Origin of the sequence: Aeromonas sp. R2-1, assembly GCF_040908425.1 — a bacterium.
Classification (GTDB): domain Bacteria; phylum Pseudomonadota; class Gammaproteobacteria; order Enterobacterales; family Aeromonadaceae; genus Aeromonas; species Aeromonas caviae.
In genome coordinates this window covers 102,299-124,638 of sequence record NZ_JBFODR010000048.1, presented here as the reverse complement: position 1 = coordinate 124,638, position 22,340 = coordinate 102,299, and the positions used below count along the sequence as shown (strand labels likewise).

The window sequence follows — 22,340 nt, the reverse complement described above, 5'->3', positions numbered from 1 at the left end:
ATGTTCACGACCCGACTTCGCGCCCTGCTCCGTCCCCTGATGGCCGCTGTCCCCTTGCTGCTTGCCTCCCCGCTCCACGCCGATGACGCGTCGTGGCAGCAGACCCTGCTGGCCGCCAGGGGGCAGACAGTCTACTTCAACGCCTGGGGGGGCAGCCCCGAGATCAACGCCTACCTGGTGTGGGCCAGGCAGGAGATCGCTCGCCAGTACCAGGTCGAGCTGGTGCAGGTGAAGGTGGATGACATCGCCCAGAGCGTGAGCCAGTTGCTGGCCGGCAAGCAGGCTGGCAAGACGTCGAACGGCCCCATCGACCTGCTCTGGGTCAACGGCGAGAACTTCAAGGCGCTCAAGGAGCAGGGGCTGCTGGGGGCCCCCTTTACCGACGAGCTGCCCAACATGGCCCTGGTGGACACCGCCCTGCCGGTAAGTGAAGACTTCACCGTGCCGGTCGAGGGGCGGGAGGCCCCCTGGGGCATAGGCCAGCTCAATCTGATGGTGGATGGCGACCAGGTAGACGTTCCTCCCACCTCGGCGGCCGCCCTGCTGGCTTGGGCCAAGGCTCACCCCGGCCGCTTCACCTACCCCAAGCCTCCCCAGTTTCACGGCTCGAGCTTTCTCAAGCAGATCCTGCTGGAGCTGACACCCGACCCCGCCCCCCTCTATCAAGAGGCGACCGATGCCGACTTCCTTCGCATCACCGCCCCTCTCTGGGCCTGGCTCGACCAGCTTCACCCCGCGCTCTGGCGAAAGGGCAGGCTCTTCCCCACCGGCGCCGCCGAGACCAGGCAGTTGCTCGATGACGGCGAGCTGGCCATGGCCATCAGCTTCAACCCGGGGGAAGCCCAGAGTTCGGTGCAAAACGGCACCCTGCCCCCCACCGTCCAGGCCATCGCCATGGAAAAAGGGGCGCTCACCAACAGCCATTTCCTCGCCATCCCCTTCAATGCCTCCGCCCGGGCCGGGGCCAAGGTGGTGGTCAACTTCCTGCTGAGCCCCGCCGCCCAGGCGCGCAAGAGCGACCCCGCCTTCTGGGGGGATCCCAGCGTGCTGCGCCAGGAGGCGCTGCCAGGCCAGACCCGTCCGGCATTGCGCTTCAAGGGAGTGGCAGAGCCCCACCCCAGCTGGCAGACGCGGCTGGAAGCGGCCTGGGCCGAGCGCTACGGCCACTGATCCATCATGCAGGCGCGCGCCCTTCTTCTCCTCCTGCTGCCCTTTTTGATGCTGGGAGCCCTGCTGCTGGGGATCCCGCTCGTCGGGGGCCTGCTGTTGCTGGTCATCGAGGGGCTCACCCCCGCCAGCCTCGCCCTCTTGCTCCCCCAGCCCGGACTCTGGCACTCCGCAGGGTTGAGCCTCTGGGTGGCGGGCGCCTCCACTCTGGGGGCCCTGGCCGTCACCGCCCTGCTACTCGCCCAGGGGGACGGGCGTCCCTGGATGCGCTGGCTGCGCCGCCTGCTCTCCCCCCTGCTGGCGCTTCCCCACGTCGCCTTTGCCATCGGCATCGCCTTTCTGCTCGCTCCCTCCGGCTGGCTGCTGCGCCTCGTCGCCCCCCTGCTTGACCTCACCCATCAGCCCCCGGACTGGCAAACCCTCAAGGATCCCTGGGGGCTTGGCCTCATCGTGGTGCTCATCCTCAAGGAGACCCCCTTCCTGCTGCTGATGGCGCTGGCGGCACTGGATCCCGCCAAGGTGGCGCGCCAGCAGTGGCTGGGGGCCAGCCTCGGCTTCAGTGCCCCCCGGATCTGGTGGCGCCTGCTGCTGCCCGCCCTCTGGCCCGCCCTGCGACTGCCCCTCTACGCGGTGGCCGCCTATGGTCTGGCGGTGGTGGATCTCGCCCTGCTGCTGGGGCCGGATGCCCCGCCGCCCCTGGCGGTGCGACTCTGGCTCTGGTATCAGGATGCCGACCCCGCCTGGCGCGGCGCCAGTGCCAGCGGCGCCCTCTTGCTGCTCGCCCTCAACCTGCTGCTGCTTGGCGCCCTCAGGCTGCTGGAGCGGGCCCACCTCACCCTCGGCAAGGCTCGCTGGCTGGATGGGCGACGCGCCCCCGCCTCGCCCTGGCCCGCACTCATTGCCCGCATCGGCGTGTGGGGGCTGCTCCTGACCAATCTGCTGGTGCTCGCCGCCCTGCTACTCTGGTCCCTGACCCGGCGCTGGTCTTTTCCCGCCCTCTGGCCGAGCGAATGGAGCTGCCACCACTGGCTGGCTCTGCTGCCGAGCCTGGGCCCGCTGCTGTGGCAGAGTCTGTGGCTGGCCCTGCTCTGCGCCGCGCTCTCCCTGCTGCTGGCGGTGCTCTGCCTCGAGGCGTTGCCTGCGCGCCGCGCCACACGCACCCTCTGGCTTGTCTGCCTGCCTCTGCTGCTGCCCCAGGCCAGCCTGCTGTTTGGATTGCGCCTTCAGACCGACGGGCTGGGATTCACTGGCATAGGCCCTGGCTGGGTACTCTGGAGCCAGTTGATCTTCGTCTTTCCATACGTCTATCTCTGCCTGCACGGCCCCTATCGCCAGTTCGACGAGCGCCTCACCCGGGTGGCCCTCACGCTCGGGGCCAGCCCCTGGGGGGCCTGGTGGCGAGTCAAGGGCCCCCTGCTCGCCCGTCCCCTGTTGTTCGCCTTCGGTGTCGGGGCGGCGGTGAGTCTGGCCCAATACCTGCCGACCCTGCTGTTCGGGGGCGGGCGGGTCGTCACCATCACCACGGAGGCGGTGGCCATCGGTAGCGGCCTCAACCGGCGGCTGGCGGGGCTCTACGGCCTGCTGCAACTCCTGCTGCCCCTTTTCATCTATGCCCTGGCGCTCTGGCTGCCGCGGCGCATCAACCCCGCCCTGAGGTCCTGACCCGATGCTGCACACCTCCGCACTCACCCTCTTCCTCGACGGTGCCCCCCTGCTGACGCTCCCCCCCCTCAGGGTGGCCCCGGGCGAGGTGCTCACCCTGATGGGACCGAGCGGCTGTGGCAAGAGCTCCCTGCTGGCGGCCCTGGCGGGAGTGCTGCCACCCGGGGGCCCCATCCGGCTGACCGGGGACATCCTGCTCGGCGCACATCGCCTCACCCCGCTGCCCCCCCGGGAGAGGGGGGTCGGCATCCTGTTTCAGGATGACCTGCTGTTTGCCCACCTGACGGTGGCAGAAAATCTGATGTTCGGCATGCCGGCGCATCTCAAGGGGATGGCGGCAAGGCAGACCCGGGCCCGCGAGGCGCTGGCCGAGGTCGGGCTGGAGGCTCAGGCGGACAAGCTGCCCGGGACGCTCTCCGGCGGCCAGAAAGCCCGCGTCAGCCTGCTGCGTGCCCTGCTGGCCGAGCCCAGGGCATTGCTGCTGGACGAGCCCTTCTCCCGCCTCGACAAGCCGCTGCGGGCGGCATTCAGAACCCTGGTGTTCGAGCGCCTGCGCACGCAGGCCATCCCCGCGCTGCTGGTGACCCACGACGAAGAGGATGCGCCGGGCACCATCTTGCAGCTGATCCCCCCAGCCATCCCAGAAGAGGAGCACCACCTTGTTTGATCGCCACCTGATCCCGGTTATCCGCCGCCCCCTCGCCGCACTCGCCCGCCCCCTGTGCCGGGCCGGGGTGAGCGCCAACCAGGTGAGCCTCGCCGGCTTTCTCATCGGCATGCTGGCGCTGCCGCTGCTGGCCTTTGGCTGCTATCAGTGGGCGTTGGCGGCGATTCTGCTCAACCGGCTGCTGGACGGGCTGGATGGCGCCGTGGCGCGGGATACGGGCATCACCGACTGCGGCGGGTTTCTCGACATCACGCTGGATTTCATCTTCTACGCCGCCGTGGTGCTGGGCTTTGCCCTCGCCGACCAGGTCAACGCCCTGGCCGCCGCCACCCTGCTGTTCGCCTTCATGGGCACGGGATCGAGCTTTCTGGCCTTTGCCATCATGGCGGGCAAGCGGGGCATCGAGAGCCCCGTCTACCACCACAAATCCCTCTACTATCTGGGCGGGCTTACCGAGGGGAGCGAAACCATCGCCCTCTTCGTGCTCATGTGCCTCTGGCCCGCCGCCTTCGTGCCACTGGCCTTCGGTTTCGCCCTGCTCTGTGCCATCACGACCCTGACCCGGATCTGGAGCGGCTACCACACCCTGCGCTGACGGGATCCCGGGGGATGCGCCGGTACGGAGCACTTGCGCCTGCACGCCAATGTTTTACCATGACGGCACTCTTTTTCAGGCTCACGAGAACCCTATGCGTCGCCTTGTCTGTGTCCTCTCCCTGTTTCCCCTGATCTACGGCTGCAGCAGCACGCCGGCGCCCAAGCCCGTGGTCAAACCCCAACCCAACAGCGCCTTCATCAACCAGACGCCGCCGAGCAAACCCTTCTACGGACAGGTGAGCCAGCCCGGGGTCAGCAAGGGGGACTTCGCCAATCGTTCCAACGTGGACAACTTCGTGCAGCGGATGGTGCAAAAGCACGGCTTCGACAGCGCCGAGCTGCACCGGGTACTGGCCCAGGCCGAGCGTTATGACTGGATCATCAAGCTGATGGACGCCCAGGCCCCTACCACCAGACCGCCCACCGGTCCGACCGGCGCCTGGAACCGCTACCGCGCCAAGTTCATCACCCCGGACAACGTACAGAACGGCGTCAACTTCTGGCGTGAATACGAGAGTGAACTCAACCGGGCGCAGCAGATCTACGGGGTGCCACCCGAGATCATCGTCGGCATCATCGGGGTGGAAACCCGCTGGGGTCGGGTGATGGGCAAGACCCGCATTCTCGACGCCCTGGCGACCCTGGCATTTGACTACCCGCGCCGCGCCGACTTCTTCACCGGCGAGCTGGAAGCCTTCCTGGTGATGACCCGGGATGAGGGGATGGATCCCACCGAACCCAAGGGCTCCTATGCCGGGGCCATGGGCTACGGCCAGTTCATGCCGTCGAGTTTTCGCAACTACGCGGTGGACTTCAACGGCAACGGCCACACCAACCTGTGGGATCCGGTGGATGCCATCGGCAGCGTGGCCAACTACTTCAAGGCCCACGGCTGGGAGAAAGGGCAGCCGGTGGCAGTACGCGGCCAGGGACAGCTGCCGGGCTATGAGCACGGCTTTCAGACCCGCTACCCGGTAGCCACCCTGCGCGGTGCCGGGCTGGCTCCCACCGGCTCCCTTGGCAATCACAAGGAGGCGAGCCTGCTGCGTCTGGATGTCGGCACCGGTTACCAGTACTGGTACGGCTTGCCGAACTTCTACGCCATCACCCGCTACAACCACAGCACCCACTATGCCATGGCGGTATGGCAGCTTGGCCTTGCCGTCAGGGACGCCAGAGGCGGCTACTGAGTCAGCCTCAATGCCAACGAAAACGGGCCCGCAGGCCCGTTTTTTTTATTCGTTTTCCAGCAGCCAGCGTTTGAGCAGGGCGGCCAGCTGCTCCTGTTCGACCAGGCTCAATGGGGCCAGCAGGCGGCGCTCGTTCGCCACGTGCTGTTCCACCGCATGGTCTACCAGCTCCCGCCCCGGCTCCGTCAGGCAGACCAGCAGGCTGCGCCTGTCATCCGGGGAGGCTTCACGTCTTATCAGGCCACGCTGCTCCAGCTTGTCGAGCCGGGCAGTCATGGCCCCTGAACTCAGCATGGCGGACTGGTAGAGCGCGGTCGGGGTCAGCGGCTCGCCGGCCCGACGCAGGGTCGCCAGGATATCGAAATCGGACCCCAGCAGACCGCACTCCTTGAGGGTCTCGCTCACTTCGCGCCCGGCGATCGCCGCCATGCGCGCCACCCGCCCCAGCACCCCCATGGGGGTGCAGTCGAGGTCCGGGCGCTGCCGGGCCCACTGGGCCAGCAGCTGATCTACATGATCACTCTCCATTCGGGCTCCATTATCTTTACATGAAGATACTTGATAATAAACCAACTCGCGGCTAATGTATCTTTACTTAAAGATACTTTTTTGCGAGATAACCATGCCGCTGCTGATCGCCCTGCTCGCCCCCCTGCTCTGGGGCAGCACCTATGCCGTCGTCAGTCTCTACCTGACCGACTACTCCCCCTACTGGGTGGCCGTGTGGCGCGCCCTCCCCGCCGGGGTGCTGCTGCTGTTGCTCCATCCCCGCAGACCGCCTCTCGTCTGGAGCAGGCAGTTCCTGCTGGCGTTTTGCAACATCACCGCCTTCTTCGCCCTGCTGTTCGTGGCGGCGTTTCGCCTGCCCGGCGCCGTGGCGGGTACGTTGGGAGCGACGCTGCCCCTCATCCTGATGGGGCTGGCCTGGCTGCAAGACGGTGTCAGACCGACGCTCAAGTGGCTGTTGCTGGGGGTGATGGGGCTCGTCGGGGTGCTCTTGTTGCTCAATCCCTCTGCCAATCTGGATCCCGTCGGCGTGGCGTGCGCCCTGCTCGCCACCCTGCTCATCGGCCAGTCGAGCCGCTGGATGCAACGCTGGCCGGTGGACGACCTGCTGGCCCTGACCGCCTGGCAGCTGCTGCTGGGCGGCCTGATGCTGATCCCGCTGGCCTGGTGGCTGGCCGGCCCCATGCCCCTGCCCCGGGCTGACGCCACTCCCGGGCTTATCTGGCTGGTGATCCTCAATACGGCTCTGGCCTACTGGGCCTGGCTCTGGGGACTCAAACGCCATGGCCCGGAGGTGATGGGGATGCTGGCCCTCACCAACCCCATGGTGGCGGTCTCCTGCGGTGTGCTGATGGTGGGAGAAACCCTGGATGGCCGTCAGTGGCTCGGCATCGGCACCATCCTGCTCTCTCTCTTCCTGATGAAGCTGCCGGCCCGCTCCTTCCTCAAGCGCTGGCAGAACCGCAAGGCCGCCACCGGCAGCGTCGACAACGGCTGATCCGCAGTCAACCCGACACAAAAAAAGAGGAGCCACCAGGGCTCCTCTTTCACATGGGTTGTTGCCGTGAGAGTCAAACGCCTGCCTTGGCCAGGGCGGCGGAGACGATCTGCTGGGCTTCCTGCTGGATGAGGTCCAGGTGCGCCTCCCCCTTGAAGCTCTCCATGTAGATCTTGTAGATGGACTCGGTACCGGAGGGGCGCGCCGCGAACCAGCCGTTCTCGGTCACCACTTTCAGGCCGCCGATGGCGGCATCGTTGCCCGGCGCCTTGGTCAGCTTGGCGAGGATGGGCTCGCCAGCCAGGGTGGAGGCTTCCACCAGGGCCGGATCCAGCTTGGAGAGCACCGCCTTCTGTGCGCTGTTGGCCGGGGCATCGATGCGGCGGTAGCTGGAGCGGCCGAATCTGGCTTCGAGCGCATCGTAGTGGGCCTGGGGATCCTTGCCGGTCACCGCCAGGATCTCGGCCGCCAGCAGCGCCAGGATGAAGCCATCCTTGTCGGTGGTCCAGACGGTACCATCTTTGCGCAGGAAGGAGGCACCCGCGCTCTCCTCGCCGCCAAAGCCGAACTCGCCGCTGTAGAGACCGTCCACGAACCACTTGAAGCCGACCGGCACCTCTTTGAGGGTGCGACCAATCTCGCCGGCCACCCGGTCGATCATGGAAGAGGAGACCAGCGTCTTGCCGACGGCCGCCCCCTTGGGCCAGCCGGTTCTGTGGGTGAACAGATACTGGATGGCCACCGCCAGATAGTGGTTCGGATTCATCAGGCCCGCCTTGGTGACGATGCCGTGACGGTCGTAGTCAGGGTCATTGCCAAGGGCGATGTCGAACTTGTCTTTCAGGGCAATCAGGCTCGCCATGGCGAACGGGCTGGAACAGTCCATCCGGATCTTGCCGTCTTTGTCCAAGGTCATGAAGGAGAAGGTCGGATCGACCTTGTAGTTCACCACCTCGATGTCCAGACCGTAGCGCCTGGCGATGACGTCCCAGTAGGCGACGCCGGAGCCACCCAGCGGATCCACGCCGATCTTGATGCCAGCCTGCTTGATGGCGGCCAGATCCAGCACGTTTTCGAGATCATCCACATAAGGGGTGACATAGTCGTGTTCCACCACGAACGGGCTCTTGAGGGCCTCGGCAAACGGCATCCGCTTCACGCCGGTCAGGCCCGCCTCCAGGATCGCGTTGGCGCGGTCTTCCACCCACTTGGTGATCTCGCCTTCGGCGGGGCCGCCGTGGGGCGGGTTGTATTTGAAGCCACCATCTTCCGGCGGGTTGTGGGACGGGGTGATCACCACGCCGTCCGCCTGGGCCACGGGTTTGCCTGCGTTGTGACGCAGGATGGCATGGGAGATGACCGGGGTCGGCGTGAAGCCGAGGCCAGCCTGAATGCGGGTCTCGACACCGTTGGCCGCCAGCACTTCCACCGCGCTGGCAAAGGCGGATTCGGACAGCGCATGGGTATCCATGCCGACGAACAGCGGCCCCGTGATACCGGCCTGCTGGCGGTACTCCACCAGCGCCTGGGTCACCGCCAGAATGTGGGATTCGGTGAAAGCGCTGTGCAGGGCGCTGCCGCGGTGACCGGAGGTGCCGAAGGCGACCCGCTGCTCAGGGCGGCTCATGTCCGGCTTGTTGAGGTAGTAGGCGCTGACCAGACGGGGAATGTTGGTCAGATCGCAAAGACGAGCCGGCTGACCGGCGTGGGAATGCTGTGCCATGGCGTTTTCCTTGAGCTGAGCCTTGCCCGGCAAGGCCTGAAGTCATTGATGGGTTAAACGGCGCCGCACACCCGAGCCGTCAGATCCTCGTCATAACCCATGCTGTTCATGAGCTGGGCCACCATGTTCTGCTTGCGGCTGGTATTGGTATTGGTGATCACCCAGAACGGGGTCTCCGGTACCGGCTTGGGCTTGGTGGTGCTGCCACTGGCACGCAGCGCTTCCGGGTCACGGGAGAAGTAGACGCGCTTGCGCCCTTTTATCTCGGTCGCCTGGGTGAAGGCTTCCGGGTTGTCCCGATAGAGGGTGCTCAATACCAGCATGAAGCGGTTGATGGACTTCTCTTCTTTCTGCAGCTCGCCGGAATCCAGCAGTGCCTCCAGCCCCATGGCATCGGCCACGGGTTGCGGTTGCATCGCAGGCGCGGCCGCCACGGTTGCCGTGCCGGCCTGGGCGGGTTGCTCCAGCAGGCGACGCAGGATATCGGACGCACTCTCGCCGATGTGCCGGGTCTGGCTCGCGATAAAGAAGTAGAGATCGTCATCAAGCTCGATGGTTTTCATAGGGATGCGCTGGACTCGTCGAAATTCGGATGCGGCGATTATACATAGGCAGACCCGGCAGCCCAAGCAAGGGGCGGACAGATGTGCATGAATCTCCTTGAGAATACGGCATAATGACGGGCCAAGTGTGTGATCCCCCGCACTGATAGCCGATCCCGGGGCGATATTTTTGAAAAAAAACCACAAAAAAATCCCCCACCAGGAATGAAATCCTTTTCTTTCAGTGTGTTAAAAAGTATGGCGATAGAGCCCACGACCGATAAGGTGTCATTTTGCAACAATACCCACGATTGAACTTCAAGGAACAGGGCGAAGGCCCGACTGTCGTGCTGATCCATGGCCTCTTTGGCAGCCTGGACAACCTCGGCCTGCTGGCGCGCCCCCTCAGCGAACAATACCGGGTCATCAGCGTCGATCTGCGCAATCACGGTGCCTCCTTTCACTCGGACGAGATGAGCTACCCGGCTCAGGCGGCGGACATCCTGACCCTGCTGGACCATCTTGGACTTGAACAGGTGGCCCTGGTGGGCCACTCCATGGGGGGCAAGGTCGCCATGCAGGTCGCCAAGCAGGCCCCACACAGGGTCAGCAAGCTGGTGGTGGCGGACATCGCCCCGGTGGCCTATCCCCACGCCCGCCACAAGAACGTGTTTGCCGGGCTCAATGCCACGCTGGCCACGCCCCCCCAGAGCCGCAGCGAGGCGGAAGCCATGCTGGCCGAGCACATCGAGATCGCTGGGGTGCGCCAATTCCTGCTCAAATCCTTCGCCAAAGGGGAGTCTGGATGGGGGTGGCGTTTCAACGTGCCGGCCCTTGAGCGCAACTACGCCAACATCATGGGCTGGCCCGACGATGAACGCCGCTTCGAAGGCGCGACACTCTTCATCAAGGGGGGCGACTCCGACTATATGCTGCCCGAATACACCGGGGCCGCGATGGCCCAGTTCCCGGCCGCCAGGGCCCGCGTCATCGCCGGCACCGGCCACTGGTTGCACGCGGAAAAGCCGGTTTTGTTCAACAAACTGGTTGTGGATTTCCTGTCGACAGGCGGTTAACAGTTTCAAATCCTTTGTGATATAGTGCGCCCGTCTTAAGGAGTGCGCGCAATCCATGCTGAGTGAACACATCGATCTCATCGAGAGTCTGGGCCTGAAACTGTTCTTCGTGGCCATCTTCCTGCTGATTGGTCTGGCCATTCAGGACGTGCTCAAACGGGGCAATGTGCCCCGCTTCGGCCGCTTCATCGTCTGGCTGGTGCTGTTTCTGGGTTGCGCGGGTTTTGTCGCCAAGGGGCTGATCGAAATGGGCTGGGAAGGCTCAGGGATCGGCTAACTACTTTTCATCTGTGATGTATGGCCAAACAGCAAACTGATCGAACAACACTGGATCTGTTCGCAACTGAGAAGCGCCCCGGCAGGCCAAAGACCAATCCACTCCCCCGCGAGACCCAGCTCAAGATCAACAAGCGCAACCAGCTCAAGCGCGATCGTGAGAACGGGCTGAAACGGGTCGAGTTAAAGGTGGAAGCCGAGTTGCTGGAGCGCCTGAACCAACTTGCGCTGCAACAGAACGTCAGCCGAGCCGAGCTGATCCAATCTATCCTGAAGCAACAGATCGAGTCTGCTCATGCAGCAGGCATCGCAATCTGAACCGTCAAGCATCAACACCAGATACGGGTAACGAAACACTATGGCTAGTGTAGGTCTGTTTTTCGGCAGCGATACCGGTAATACCGAAGCTGTCGCCAAGATGATCCAGAAAGAACTGGGCAAACAACTGATTGAAGTCCGTGACATTGCCAAGAGCAGCAAGGCCGATATCGACAGCTTCGATCTGCTGATGTTCGGCATCCCGACTTGGTACTACGGCGAAGCCCAGGCCGATTGGGACGACTTCTTCCCCGAACTCGAAGAGATCGACTTCAACAACAAGCTGGTGGCCATCTTCGGATGCGGCGATCAGGAAGACTATGCCGAGTACTTCCTCGACGCCATGGGCACCCTGCGTGACATCGTCGAAGCCAAGGGCGCCATCATCATCGGCCACTGGCCGACCGCGAGCTACGAGTTCGAAGCCTCCAAGGCACTGGTGGATGACAAGCACTTCGTGGGCCTGGGCATCGACGAAGATCGCCAACCCGAGCTGACTGCAGAGCGCGTCAAGGGCTGGTGCAAACAGCTGCACGAAGAGATGTGCCTGGGCGAGCTGGAGTGATCTGATCTCCCTCCCTCTTCATGCAACAAGGGCCCCGACGGGGCCCTTGTTGCATCTGCAGCAGGCATTCAGCCCCCCCTGTGCTGGGGCTTGGATCTGACATAGAGGGTGCGCTTCACCTGGGCCACCAGCTCGCCCTGGCCATCCTGCACCTGCACCTCGAACTCGGGAAAGTGCTTCTCCCCCCCCTCGGTCGCCGCCACGATCGATGCCAGCTTGGCGTCGCTCAGGGTGAACTCCGCCACCAGTTTGCCCTTGCCCGGCTTGATGAAATTGATGCTGCCCGCCTTGTCCCACACGTAGTAGCGGTTCTTGAAATAGCCCATCAGCATCAACGGGTAGATGGGATCCGTCATGGCGAACATGCTGCCGCCGAACTGGGTCCGGTTGGCATTCTTGTTCCACCAGCGGGACTTGAGAGTGACCCGGCAGAAGCGAAAATCGGGGCTCAGGGTTTCTATCTTGATGCCTGCACCCCAGAAGGGGGGCCAGGCGTTGAGGGCGCAGCGCACCCAGGCGGCATTGCCGAAAAGCCAATCCATGGATCTCATCCGACCAGACTATAAAGAAGTCACATAGTATCAACATTCTCTGATCGAGCAAGCGGGCCTGAATATTCCCATGACGGGCTTGATGAGCTAAAGCCCTTGAATTGCTGGGTTTATTTTTAACTTGGCTACGACCTATAATGACAGGCCAAGCGAGTTCGTGGTTGCCATTACAGCGGCAGTCAATCAGAATAACCACACCTTCGAGAATGCGAATAAATAGAAATGGCAGACAACAACCAAGCGTTAAAAAAGGCCGGGCTCAAGATCACCTTGCCCCGTGTCAAGATCCTGGAAATCCTGCAACAGCCGGACTGCCAGCACACCAGTGCGGAAGATCTGTACAAACGGCTGATCGATCAGGGCGAGGAGATTGGTCTCGCTACCGTTTATCGCGTTCTCAACCAGTTTGATGATGCCGGTATCGTCACCCGTCACCATTTCGAAGGGGGCAAGTCGGTGTTCGAGCTCGCCACCCAGGAGCACCACGACCACCTGGTCTGCCTCGACTGCGGCAAGGTGATCGAGTTCTCCGACGAGGTGATCGAACAGCGCCAGCGCGACATCGCCAAGGCGCACAACATCCGCCTGACCAACCACAGCCTTTACCTGTATGGCCACTGCGCCAACGGTGACTGCAAGCACGACGATTGATTCGGCCGGGTCGGCGCAATAAAAAAGCCAGCATCATGCTGGCTTTTTTGTGTCCGCAATCCGGACCAGAAGCGGCAGGGTTTCCCCTGCCCTCTTCTATCAGACCTCGGCCTTGCCCCAGACGTCACGCAGGGCCACGGTGCGGTTGAACACCAGGCGCTCGGCGCTGGAGAGCTTGTTGTCGGCGCAGAAGTAACCTTCACGCTCGAACTGGTAGGCAAACTCCGGCTTGGCATCCTTCAGGGAAGCCTCCACCCGGGCCCCTTCGATGATCACCAGGGATTCCGGATTCAGAGCCGCTTCGAAGTCATCCTCTGCGCCCGGGTTCGGCACCTTGAACAGACGGTCGTAGAGACGCACTTCGGCCGGCAGGGAGTGAGTGGCGCTGACCCAGTGGATCACCCCTTTCACCTTGCGGCCGTCCGCCGGATCCTTGCCCAGGGTCTCGGGGTCGTAAGAGCAGTAGATGCAGGTGACCTTGCCGTCCGCATCCTTCTCGACCCGCTCGGCCTTGATGACGTAGGCGTTGCGCAGGCGCACTTCCTTGCCCAGCACCAGCCGCTTGAACTGCTTGTTGGCTTCCTCTTTGAAGTCCGCCTCATCGATGAAGATTTCGCGGGAGAAATGCAGCTCACGGGTCCCCATCTCTGGCTTGTTCGGGTGCGCAGGCGCCGTCAGCACCTCGTCGGCCGCCAGGTTCTCGATCACCACCTTCACCGGGTGCAATACGGCCATGGCGCGCGGGGCGTTCTCGTTGAGATCGTCGCGGATGCAGGCTTCCAGCATGCTCATCTCGACGATGTTGTCCTGCTTGGTCACACCGATGCGCTTGCAGAACTCGCGGATGGAGGCCGGGGTGTAACCACGGCGGCGCAGACCGGAGACGGTCAGCATGCGCGGATCGTCCCAGCCGTTCACGTGCCCCTCGGTTACCAGCAGGTTCAGCTTGCGCTTGGACATAACGGTGTATTCGAGGTTCAGACGGGAGAACTCGTACTGACGGGGGTGACAGTCGATGCTGATGTTGTCCAGCACCCAGTCATACAGGCGACGGTTGTCCTGGAACTCCAGGGTACACAGGGAGTGGGTGATCCCCTCCAGGGCGTCCGAGATGCAGTGGGTGAAGTCATACATCGGGTAGATGCACCACTCGTCACCGGTCTGGTGGTGATGGGCAAACTTGATGCGATAGATGACGGGATCGCGCATCACCATGAAGGGGGATGCCATGTCGATCTTGGCGCGCAGGCAGGCGGAGCCTTCGGCCATCTCACCGTTTTTCATCTTGGCGAACAGGGCCAGGTTCTCTTCCACGCTGCGATCGCGGAACGGGCTGTTCTTGCCAGGGGCGGTCAGGGTGCCGCGGTATTCGCGCATCTGCTCCGGGGAGAGCTCGTCCACATAGGCCAGTCCCTTCTCGATGAGCTCGATGGCGTAGCCGTGCAGCTTGTGGAAATAGTCGGAGGAGTAGCAGATCTCGCCGCTCCACTGGAAGCCCAGCCACTGGACGTCCTGCTTGATGGACTCCACGAACTCGATGTCTTCCTTCGCCGGGTTGGTGTCATCGAAACGCAGGTTGCACTGACCCTGATAGTCGCGGGCGATGCCGAAGTTCAGGCAGATGGATTTGGCGTGGCCGATATGGAGATAACCGTTCGGCTCCGGCGGGAAACGGGTATGCACGCTGCTGTGCTTACCGCTTGCCAGATCTTCATCAATGATCTGACGAATAAAGTTAGTTGGGCTGTTCGCCTGACTCATGGCTCACCTCAAAAATGCGTCACTGGCGGACGTTGTGCCGGCTGGCACCCTCATACCCCCGCCGTCAAGCCGGGTATGATCCCTCATTACGCGCCCTGCCTCAACCTGAATTTGGCCAATTCGGGTCATTGGCGCACCAAAAACGGCGAAACGGGAGAAATTGCAGAGATCCTGATCAAAAAAAGCCCCGCACGGGGCGGGGTCTCAAGTGATGAAAAACAGACAAAACACACACAACAAAGGTTCACACGCAGAGTCAACCTTTCCCAAACCCGATGGCCATCGACCTTGGGAAAGGCGGGTCTTGCGACCCACCTTGCGTTATGGATTGAGAGCTATCAGTTCAGCTCGGTGACGCGGCTGGTGCGCTTGCCATCGAAGCTGGTGGTACGCAGGTAGACCTTGCCATCCACGGTCGGCTTGGCGGCAGCGTCGTAGGCGCTCCAGCTCTTGCCATCCAGGCTGTACTGGATGGGCAGACCCGGCAGATCCACATTCGCTTCCAGCACACCGTTCACCACCTTGGCACCCGGTACGGAGAGGCGATATTCCACCCCGGCCTGGTCCAGTTTGGGCAGCACTCGCTGACCCAACACGTTGGCAAACTGGTTCCACTCCTTGTTCAGGGTGGCCTTGTTCACGTGCTTGGTGGTGCCGGAGAACTCGCGACCCTTCACGTAATCGAGCTCGAAGCCGGCCTTGTGCCAGGCGCGCTCGGCCACGGAGAAGATACGCGGATAGACCATGTACTCGTACTGGGCATCGGTGCGCACGGTTTCACTCCACTGCTGACCGGAGATCCCCTTGAACTTGACCGGATCCTGGTCACCCTTGGCCACGAAGGCGTTGCCGTCGCGGTCAACCGAGGTCTCGGCGTTCTGCGGCAGGTTTTCCGGGGCGAAGGCGAACACCTTGCGGGTGTCGTTGAAGCGGGTTGCCCAGTAGTAGCCGCGCTCGGCCGGGTGTACCTCGTTCGGGAAGTCGAAGTAGAGGTAATCCGGGTTGGAGAGCACCACGTCATAGCCCTTGTGCGCCCACTTCATCGCCTCGTTGAAACCACCCCAGTAGAGGGTTTCCCAGAAGTTGACCCGGGTCTTGTCGGTAGCGAATACGCTGGCATCCGTGGCGTACTTCAGGCCATCTTCCCACGCCTGCAGGGTGGAGAAGCCGTGGCCCTTGACCATCTCGCTCACTTCCTTGGCAAAGTAGACCGGCAGCTCGGCCACGTCCTTGATCTTGCCATCGTCGATCATCTTCTGGCACATGGGGGACTTGCCGAACGGCTTGTCCTGCTTGCTGGAGTCGACATTGCCCTTCCAGGCCACCAGATCTTCTTTCTTGGTGACGGCCGGATCCTGGTAACCACCGCCCTGCATGATGTTCTTCGCCTCGTCACCACCGTAGTGCCAGGCGGTCAGCGGCTGGCCGGCGGCCTGGTGCATCTGGGCCACTTCGTCCATCACCTTGGCAACGAAGGTGGCGGCACCCGGCTGGCAGGGGTTGATGAAGGACATCTTGTCGTAGAACTGTACCGAGGTGACGTTGGAGGTATCGGCCGGGTCAGTCAGACGGAACTGGTTGGCCTCGGCTTCTTTGCCCTCGCTCATCAGACGCTTGTAGCGTGCCTCCATGGAGACCACGGCGGCACGGGCGTGGGCCGGCATGTTGATCTCGGGGATCACGGTCACACCGCGGGCCTTGGCATAGCGTACCAGGTCGATGTAGTCCGCCTTGCTGTAGAAACCGGAGCCCTGGTTGTCGCTGGTGGGGCCGGAGCCAAGCTGCGGCATCAGGCACTTGGTTTCGGACTCGTCATGGCAACGCTGGCTGCCGACGTCGGTCAGCTCCGGCAGGCCCGGGATCTCCAGACGCCAGCCTTCATCGTTGGTCAGCCCCAGGTGCAGCACGTTGAGCTTCATGGCGGACATCTGATCCACCAGCTTCTTCATGGTCTCCGGGCTTCGGAAGTGACGGGCCACGTCGGTCTGCATGCCCCGGTATTCAAAGCGCGGCGCATCCTCGACGCTCATCTGGCTCACCAGCTTGTCGTCAACCCCCAGCAGAGAGATCAGAGACTGGGCGCCCCAGAAGGCGCCGTCAACGTCGTGCCCCTGAATGACGGTGCCCTTCTTGCCGATGGTCATGTCGTAGCCTTCGGCCTGCTTGAGCTTGCTGCCGAGCTTGATGGTGACCGGGTAGCCGGTGTCGGAGAGGGTAACACCCAGCTTGGTCAGTTGCGCCTTCAGGGCCTCGGCGCGATCGCTCGGCAGGTCAAGGGCATTGAGCTTGATGGTGGAGAAGTCGATTTGCGGGCCGGCCTTGACCACCTGCTTCATCGGGCTTGGCAGGATGCGGTCGTCAATCTTGCCGGCAGGCAGCAAGGTGCTGGTCTGGTTGGCGGCGAAACGGGTCTCGCTGTTCATCAGGATGTTGTTGTCATCCTTGGTGCGCTTCCAGCCATCGGCCGGCATCGGCTTCTCGTAGGTGCTGGTATCGTCGATGTTGCTCATGCTGGCCAGCACTTTCGGCTCGGCCCCTTCACTGGCGACATACCAGTTCGGCATGATGTCAGATTCGAACAATACCCAGTATTCCACCACCAGGGGCACCTCGACCGTGGCGTCCTTGGCAAAGCCCTGGAACTTCTCGGTCGGCGTCAAACGATAGAGGTCGCCGGTCAGGTGGGTGATGGTGAACTGGTCGTTGTCCACCCGCTGGATGCGGCGGATGGAGGAGACATAGATGCTCCAGTCCTTGGAGGTGACGTCGGCACCGGTATTGGTCAGGTGCAGCTTGGCAACGCCGCAGCTCGCCCACTCGGAGCCCAGCGCCTGGCAGTCAAGACCGGCGCCGGCACCGTCATTGGTGACGACTTCGTACTTGACGACGAGGTTGCTGGCGAGGGCGTCGACCACCGCTTGCCTGGCAGCATCGGCTGCAAGTGCGGGACCGGCGAAAACGGTAGACATGGCAATGGCTAACAGAGAATGTTTCAAGTTCATAACTGCTGCTCTCATTTGAAGTAAAGGTTGGATTTTCTTGGCTTTTTTTATATGGGGCCCCGAGGCGGGGCCCTTAGTTATGTCAACAATGGACTTAGACTTGAGGTGAGCGAGTCGCTCGATTAACGCAGGGCTTTCATCTCACCGGCGATGATCTCGGCCAATGGGCCCAGAATCACCTGCAGGTTCTGCTCACCGAGCTTGACCACACCGGCCGCGCCCAGGGCTTTGAGCTTGCGCTCATCGACGATGCTGCGGTCTTTCAGGGTCAGACGCAGACGGGTGATGCAGGCGTCGATGGTCACCAGGTTGTCCTGACCACCCAGCACTTCCAGATACTGCTTGGCCAGCTCGGTACGGTCGGTGGTTTGAGCCTGTACCGGCACGGCTTCGTCATCTTCACGACCCGGGGTTTTCAGGTTGAACTTGGCGATCACGGCGCGGAAGACCACGTAGTAGAGGCCGAAGAAGACCAGGCCCTGTACCAGCAGCATGTACCACTGGGTCGCCAGCGGGTTGCGGCTGGAGAGCACCATATCCACCAGACCGGCGCTGAAGCCGAAACCGGCGATCCAGTGCATGGAGGCTGCGATGAACACGGAGATACCGGTCAGCAGGGCATGGATGACGTACAGTACCGGCGCCACGAACATGAAGGAGAACTCGAGCGGCTCGGTCACCCCGGTGAAGAAGGCGGCAAAGGCGGCAGCGATCATGATGGACGCAACCTTCTCTTTGTTCTCTTTCTTCGCGCTGTGGTAGATGGCCAGTGCGGCACCCGGCAGACCGAACATCATGATGGGGAAGAAGCCGGCCTGGTACATGCCGGTCACGCCCACGACAGCCTTGCCGGCGTCGATGGAGGACTGGCCACCCAGGAAGTTCGGGATGTCGTTGATGCCGGCCACGTCGAACCAGAACACGGAGTTCAGGGCGTGGTGCAGACCGACCGGGATCAGCAGACGGTTGAAGAAGGCGTAGATGCCGGCACCGGTGGAGCCCATGCTGACGATGGATTCACCGAAGCTCACCAGGCCACCGTAGATGACCGGCCAGACGGCCATCAGGATGAAGGAGACGACGATCATCACCACGGAGGTCACGATCGGCACCAGACGACGACCGGAGAAGAAAGCCAGCGCCTTGTGCAGCTCCACGCTGCTGAAGCGGTTGTAGAGCTCAGCGGCGATGACACCACACAGGATGCCGACGAACTGGTTGCTGATCTTGGCAAAGGCTGCCGGCACCTGGTCGGCCGGGATACCCTTGATCTGGGCCACGGCGCCCGGGCTCAGCAGGGTGGTGACCACCAGGAAGCCGACCAGACCGGCCAGCGCGGCGGAACCGTCTTTATCCTTGGACATGCCGTAAGCGACGCCGACGGCGAACAGAATGGGCATACTGTCGATGATGGCGGCGCCCGCCTTGATCAGAAACGCAGCCAGAGGGCTTCCGCCACCCCAACCGTTCGGGTCAATCCAGTAGCCAATCCCCATCAGGATCGCGGCGGCAGGCAATACCGCTACCGGCACCATCAGGGCACGGCCGATCTTTTGCAAATAACCGAGAATGTTCACGGTTCCTCTCCTTAGTTGGTGTTTTTCTAGAAATTAAGTGCTTATCACGTTCGACGCATAAGCCATCAAGGCTTGATTGGCAGTCTATGTGTTTTATTTCGCTGCGCAAATTAATAAACCAGCTTTCGTGATCATTATCACTCAACAGAGATAAAGGTAGCCGATAGATGTGGCTTAGTTCGCAATCTTTATTTACGCTATAAAACAACTTGAATCCGTGTCTGGTCCCTTGCCGTCACTCCCTGTGCGGCAACCGTACTGAGGTATATAGAATGCGCCTGATCCCGTTGAAGTCTGCCAGCCAGGTGGGTCTCTGGTCTGCCCGTTACATCGTTGACCGCATCAATGCGTTCAAACCCACTGCCGAGCGCCCCTTCGTGCTGGGTCTGCCCACTGGCGGCACCCCGCTCAACACCTACAAGCGCCTGATTGAGCTGCATAAAGCCGGCGAGGTGAGCTTCCAGAACGTGGTCACCTTCAACATGGACGAGTACGTGGGGCTGCCCAAGGAACACCCGGAGAGCTACCACAGCTTCATGCACAACAACTTCTTCAATCACGTGGACATTCGCCCGGAAAACATCAACATCCTCAATGGCAACGCCGAGGATCTGGTGGCCGAGTGCCAGCGTTACGAAGACAAGATCAAGTCCTACGGCAAGATCCACCTGTTCATGGGCGGCGTCGGCAATGACGGCCACATCGCCTTCAACGAACCGGCCTCTTCCCTGGCTTCCCGTACCCGGGTCAAGACCCTGACCGAAGACACCCGCATCGCCAACTCCCGCTTCTTTGGCGGCGACATGGAGCAGGTGCCCAAGCTGGCCCTGACCGTGGGTGTCGGCACCCTGATGGACGCCGAAGAGATCCTGATCCTGGTGGTCGGTCACGCCAAGGCCCAGGCCCTGCAGGCCACCGTGGAGGGCAGCGTCAACCACATGTGGACCATCTCCACCCTGCAACTGCATCCGAAAGGGATTGTGGTGTGCGACGAACCTTCCACCATGGAGTTGAAGGTCAAGACGGTGCGCTACTTCCAGCAACTGGAAGCCGACAACATCAAGCACCTCTGAGGAGCTCCCATGTACGCTCTGACTAATTGCACTCTCTACACCGGCAGCTGCGTGCTGACCGGTTATGGCGTGGTCATCGATGGCGACAAGATTGTCGCCATCTCCCGCCAGGCAGAACTGCCCGCTGGCATCGAGCAGATTGACCTCCAGGGCGCCAACCTCAGCGCCGGCTTCATCGACGTCCAGCTCAACGGCTGCGGTGGCGTCATGTTCAACGGTCACATCACCACGGACACCCTGGCCACCATGCAGGCGGCCAACCTGAAATCCGGGACAACCAGCTTCCTGCCGACCCTGATCACCAGCCCGGATGCGGACATGAAGCAGGCCGTCGCCGTCACCCGCGACTACATGGCCGCCCACCCCAACGAGGTGCTTGGCGTCCATCTGGAAGGGCCCTACACCAACCTCAAGCGCAAGGGGATCCACCCGGCCGAACAGATCCGCCAGCCCGCCGACGAGATGATTGACTTCTTCTGCGACAACGCGGACGCCATCGCCAAGATCACCCTGGCGCCGGAGCGCAACAAGCCCGAGCACATCCGCCGTCTGGTGGAGGCCGGCATCCTGGTCTCCGCCGGCCACACCGCCGCCAACTACGACCAGGCCATGGCGGGCTTTGACAACGGCATGCGCTTTGCCACCCACCTCTACAACGCCATGACCCCGACCCTGAATGGTCGCGAGCCCGGCGTGGTCGGTGCCATCTACGATCGCAAGGATGTCTATGCGGGCATCATCGTCGACGGCCACCACGTACACTGGGCCAACGTGCGCCTGGCACACAGGATGCTGGGGGAGCGGCTGGTGCTGGTCACCGATGCCACCGCGGCGGCGGGCGCACCGGAAGGCTTTGAGAAATTTGATTTTTGCGGCGCAACCGTCTATTTCCGCGATGGTCAGTGCGTCGATGAGAATGGTACACTCGGCGGCTCCGCCCTCACCATGATCGAAGGGGTGGAAAATCTGGTCAAACAGGTCGGATTGCCGCTCGACGAAGCACTGAGAATGGCCACCCTTTACCCCGCTCGTGCCATTGGATGGGACTCGCGTCTCGGTAGTATCCAGGTCGGAAAAATTGCCAACCTCACCGTCTTTGATCAGGCCTTCGCGGTCTGCGGGACCGTGGTTAACGGACACTACACAACACAGTGACACTATGACTGGCGGACAAATAGCAAACGTAGATCTTATCAAGCAGGTAAACAGTGCGGTCGTCTATCGCCTCATTGACCTGCAGGGGCCCATCTCGCGGGTCAAAATTGCCGAGTTGAGTCAGCTGGCCCCGGCCAGCGTGACCAAGATAACCCGGCAACTGATCGAGCACGGCCTCATCAGGGAAACCTCGCCGCAAGCCTCCACTGGCGGGCGCCGCGCCATCTCCCTGACCACCATCAAGCATCGCTTCCAGTTTGTGTCCGCCAAGCTGGGTCGCGGCTACCTGCAGCTCTCCCTGTATGACCTCGACGGCAAGGAGCTCGATCAGCACATCACCCAGGTGACCGAGATCGAGCAGCAACCGGTGGTGGACATGCTGCTGCGGGAGATTGGCGCCTTCATCGACGCCAATCAGGATCGCAGCCGCAACCTCATCAGCATCGCGCTGACCATGCCGGGTCTGGTCAACCCGGAATCCGGCATGGTCATCTACACCCCCACCTACCAGATCCGCAACCTGGGGCTCGCCAAGCTCCTGGAGCACCACTTCAACCTCCCCTGCTACGTGGGCAACGACACCCGTTCGCTGGCGCTGGCCGAGCACTTCTTCGGCGAGTCCCGCGACTGCATGGACTCCATCCTGGTGAGTGTCCACCAGGGGACGGGCTCGGGCATCATCACCAAGGGCAAGGTGTTTCTTGGCCAGAACCGCAACGTCGGCGAAATAGGCCACATCCAGGTCGAACCCCTTGGCAAGCGCTGCCACTGCGGCAACTTCGGCTGCCTCGAGACCATCGCCTCCAACGAGGCCATCGTCGACAAGGTGAAGGAGCTCATCAGCCGCGGTCACCTGAGTTCGCTGCAAGAGAAGCACATCACCATTCAGGAGGTGTGCAAGGCGGCGGTGGCCGGTGACGAGCTGGCCCGCAGCGTGATCGAGAACGTGGGGGAGCACCTGGGGCGCGCCATCGCCATCACGGTCAACCTGTTCAACCCCCAGAAGGTGCTCATCGCCGGTGAAATCACCGCCGCCGAAGAGATCCTGATCCCGGCCATCCGCCGCTGTGTCGAGCACCAGTCTCTGCCAAGTTTCCATCGCGGCCTGCCCATCGTTAAGGCGCGTTTCCAGAACCAGCCCACCATCGGCGGCTTCGCCCTGGTCAAGCGCTCCCTGTTGGAAGGGGATCTGCTGCAGATCATCATGGAGCAAAAGTAAGGCCCACCCCTTCGGACACGAAAACGGCAGCCAGTGGCTGCCGTTTTTTATGGTCTGTTTTCGC

At 62.4% G+C, this 22,340-nt stretch carries 21 protein-coding genes; 14 read left to right on the top strand and 7 right to left on the bottom strand.

Features of this window, described 5'->3' with window-relative positions; all coding sequences use genetic code 11:
• Positions 1–39: 39 nt before the first annotated feature.
• The 5 genes from AB5Y80_RS17620 (at position 40) to mltB (ending at position 5,283) form a co-directional block, all read left to right on the top strand.
• Complete coding sequence (locus AB5Y80_RS17620) at positions 40–1,170, top strand: ABC transporter substrate-binding protein (protein WP_368173281.1); 1,131 nt, start codon at positions 40–42, stop codon at positions 1,168–1,170.
• Between the two features lie 48 nt (positions 1,171–1,218).
• Positions 1,219–2,829 (top strand): ABC transporter permease, encoded by a 1,611-nt coding sequence (locus tag AB5Y80_RS17615; RefSeq protein WP_368173275.1) that lies wholly within the window; start codon positions 1,219–1,221, stop codon positions 2,827–2,829.
• A gap of 4 nt (positions 2,830–2,833) precedes the next feature.
• Positions 2,834–3,496, top strand: a complete 663-nt coding sequence (locus AB5Y80_RS17610) for an ATP-binding cassette domain-containing protein (RefSeq protein ID WP_368173274.1) — start codon at positions 2,834–2,836, stop codon at positions 3,494–3,496.
• Positions 3,489–4,091 carry a CDP-alcohol phosphatidyltransferase family protein gene (locus AB5Y80_RS17605; protein WP_368173273.1) on the top strand — a complete coding sequence of 201 codons (603 nt, stop codon included), beginning with the start codon at positions 3,489–3,491 and terminating at the stop codon, positions 4,089–4,091. Before AB5Y80_RS17610 ends, AB5Y80_RS17605 begins: the two co-directional genes overlap by 8 nt.
• Positions 4,092–4,185: 94 nt before the next feature.
• Positions 4,186–5,283, top strand: coding sequence for a lytic murein transglycosylase B (gene mltB, locus AB5Y80_RS17600; protein ID WP_041212714.1), 1,098 nt, complete (start codon positions 4,186–4,188; stop codon positions 5,281–5,283).
• Positions 5,284–5,328: 45 nt separating this feature from the next.
• On the opposite strand, the gene AB5Y80_RS17595 is transcribed toward mltB, so the two are convergent.
• Positions 5,329–5,811, bottom strand: coding sequence for a MarR family winged helix-turn-helix transcriptional regulator (locus AB5Y80_RS17595; protein WP_119196808.1), 483 nt, complete (start codon positions 5,809–5,811; stop codon positions 5,329–5,331).
• A gap of 94 nt (positions 5,812–5,905) precedes the next feature.
• Here AB5Y80_RS17595 and AB5Y80_RS17590 point away from each other — a divergent pair, with 94 nt between their 5' ends.
• Positions 5,906–6,787 carry a DMT family transporter gene (locus tag AB5Y80_RS17590; RefSeq protein WP_368173272.1) on the top strand — a complete coding sequence of 294 codons (882 nt, stop codon included), beginning with the start codon at positions 5,906–5,908 and terminating at the stop codon, positions 6,785–6,787.
• 73 nt (positions 6,788–6,860) lie between these two features.
• Here the strand turns inward: AB5Y80_RS17590 and pgm are convergent, their stop codons facing one another.
• Both pgm and seqA read right to left on the bottom strand, forming a co-directional pair.
• Positions 6,861–8,510, bottom strand: a complete 1,650-nt coding sequence (pgm, locus tag AB5Y80_RS17585; protein WP_103255346.1) for a phosphoglucomutase (alpha-D-glucose-1,6-bisphosphate-dependent) — start codon at positions 8,508–8,510, stop codon at positions 6,861–6,863.
• A gap of 53 nt (positions 8,511–8,563) precedes the next feature.
• The gene (seqA, locus tag AB5Y80_RS17580) at positions 8,564–9,073 is read right to left on the bottom strand and encodes a replication initiation negative regulator SeqA (RefSeq protein WP_368173271.1); all 510 of its coding nucleotides are present in this window, start codon (positions 9,071–9,073) and stop codon (positions 8,564–8,566) included.
• Positions 9,074–9,363: 290 nt separating this feature from the next.
• Here seqA and AB5Y80_RS17575 point away from each other — a divergent pair, with 290 nt between their 5' ends.
• Genes AB5Y80_RS17575 through fldA form a run of 4 tightly spaced genes read left to right on the top strand, consistent with a single transcriptional unit; the run spans position 9,364 to position 11,287 of the window.
• Positions 9,364–10,128 (top strand): alpha/beta fold hydrolase, encoded by a 765-nt coding sequence (locus tag AB5Y80_RS17575; RefSeq protein ID WP_286701033.1) that lies wholly within the window; start codon positions 9,364–9,366, stop codon positions 10,126–10,128.
• A 55-nt stretch (positions 10,129–10,183) separates the two neighbouring features.
• Positions 10,184–10,405 (top strand): DUF2788 domain-containing protein, encoded by a 222-nt coding sequence (locus AB5Y80_RS17570; RefSeq protein ID WP_010674106.1) that lies wholly within the window; start codon positions 10,184–10,186, stop codon positions 10,403–10,405.
• Between the two features lie 20 nt (positions 10,406–10,425).
• Positions 10,426–10,722 carry a LexA regulated protein gene (gene ybfE, locus AB5Y80_RS17565; protein ID WP_005325670.1) on the top strand — a complete coding sequence of 99 codons (297 nt, stop codon included), beginning with the start codon at positions 10,426–10,428 and terminating at the stop codon, positions 10,720–10,722.
• Positions 10,723–10,762: 40 nt separating this feature from the next.
• Positions 10,763–11,287, top strand: coding sequence for a flavodoxin FldA (fldA, locus tag AB5Y80_RS17560; RefSeq protein WP_010674104.1), 525 nt, complete (start codon positions 10,763–10,765; stop codon positions 11,285–11,287).
• 68 nt (positions 11,288–11,355) lie between these two features.
• On the opposite strand, the gene AB5Y80_RS17555 is transcribed toward fldA, so the two are convergent.
• Positions 11,356–11,829: a DUF4442 domain-containing protein gene (locus tag AB5Y80_RS17555; protein WP_010674103.1), complete on the bottom strand. Its 474-nt coding sequence runs from the start codon at positions 11,827–11,829 to the stop codon at positions 11,356–11,358.
• A 231-nt stretch (positions 11,830–12,060) separates the two neighbouring features.
• Here AB5Y80_RS17555 and fur point away from each other — a divergent pair, with 231 nt between their 5' ends.
• Positions 12,061–12,489 carry a ferric iron uptake transcriptional regulator gene (fur, locus tag AB5Y80_RS17550; RefSeq protein WP_010674102.1) on the top strand — a complete coding sequence of 143 codons (429 nt, stop codon included), beginning with the start codon at positions 12,061–12,063 and terminating at the stop codon, positions 12,487–12,489.
• A gap of 99 nt (positions 12,490–12,588) precedes the next feature.
• On the opposite strand, the gene glnS is transcribed toward fur, so the two are convergent.
• From glnS to nagE, 3 genes are all read right to left on the bottom strand, one after another.
• Positions 12,589–14,250, bottom strand: coding sequence for a glutamine--tRNA ligase (glnS, locus tag AB5Y80_RS17545; RefSeq protein ID WP_042878130.1), 1,662 nt, complete (start codon positions 14,248–14,250; stop codon positions 12,589–12,591).
• Positions 14,251–14,588: 338 nt separating this feature from the next.
• Positions 14,589–17,252: a beta-N-acetylhexosaminidase gene (locus tag AB5Y80_RS17540; protein ID WP_368173270.1), complete on the bottom strand. Its 2,664-nt coding sequence runs from the start codon at positions 17,250–17,252 to the stop codon at positions 14,589–14,591.
• A gap of 122 nt (positions 17,253–17,374) precedes the next feature.
• Positions 17,375–18,829: an N-acetylglucosamine-specific PTS transporter subunit IIBC gene (nagE, locus tag AB5Y80_RS17535; RefSeq protein ID WP_010674099.1), complete on the bottom strand. Its 1,455-nt coding sequence runs from the start codon at positions 18,827–18,829 to the stop codon at positions 17,375–17,377.
• Positions 18,830–19,101: 272 nt separating this feature from the next.
• On the opposite strand from nagE, the gene nagB reads away from it, so the two are divergent.
• From nagB to AB5Y80_RS17520, 3 genes are read left to right on the top strand one after another with little or no spacing between them, the layout of a single operon-like run.
• Complete coding sequence (nagB, locus tag AB5Y80_RS17530) at positions 19,102–19,902, top strand: glucosamine-6-phosphate deaminase (protein WP_010674098.1); 801 nt, start codon at positions 19,102–19,104, stop codon at positions 19,900–19,902.
• A 9-nt stretch (positions 19,903–19,911) separates the two neighbouring features.
• A complete protein-coding gene (gene nagA / locus AB5Y80_RS17525; RefSeq protein ID WP_039039842.1) occupies positions 19,912–21,057 on the top strand; it encodes an N-acetylglucosamine-6-phosphate deacetylase in 1,146 nt (381 codons plus the stop codon).
• A gap of 4 nt (positions 21,058–21,061) precedes the next feature.
• On the top strand, positions 21,062–22,276 hold the full coding sequence (locus AB5Y80_RS17520; RefSeq protein ID WP_010674096.1) for an ROK family protein: 1,215 nt from the start codon (positions 21,062–21,064) through the stop codon (positions 22,274–22,276).
• The last annotated feature ends 64 nt before the right edge of the window (positions 22,277–22,340 follow it).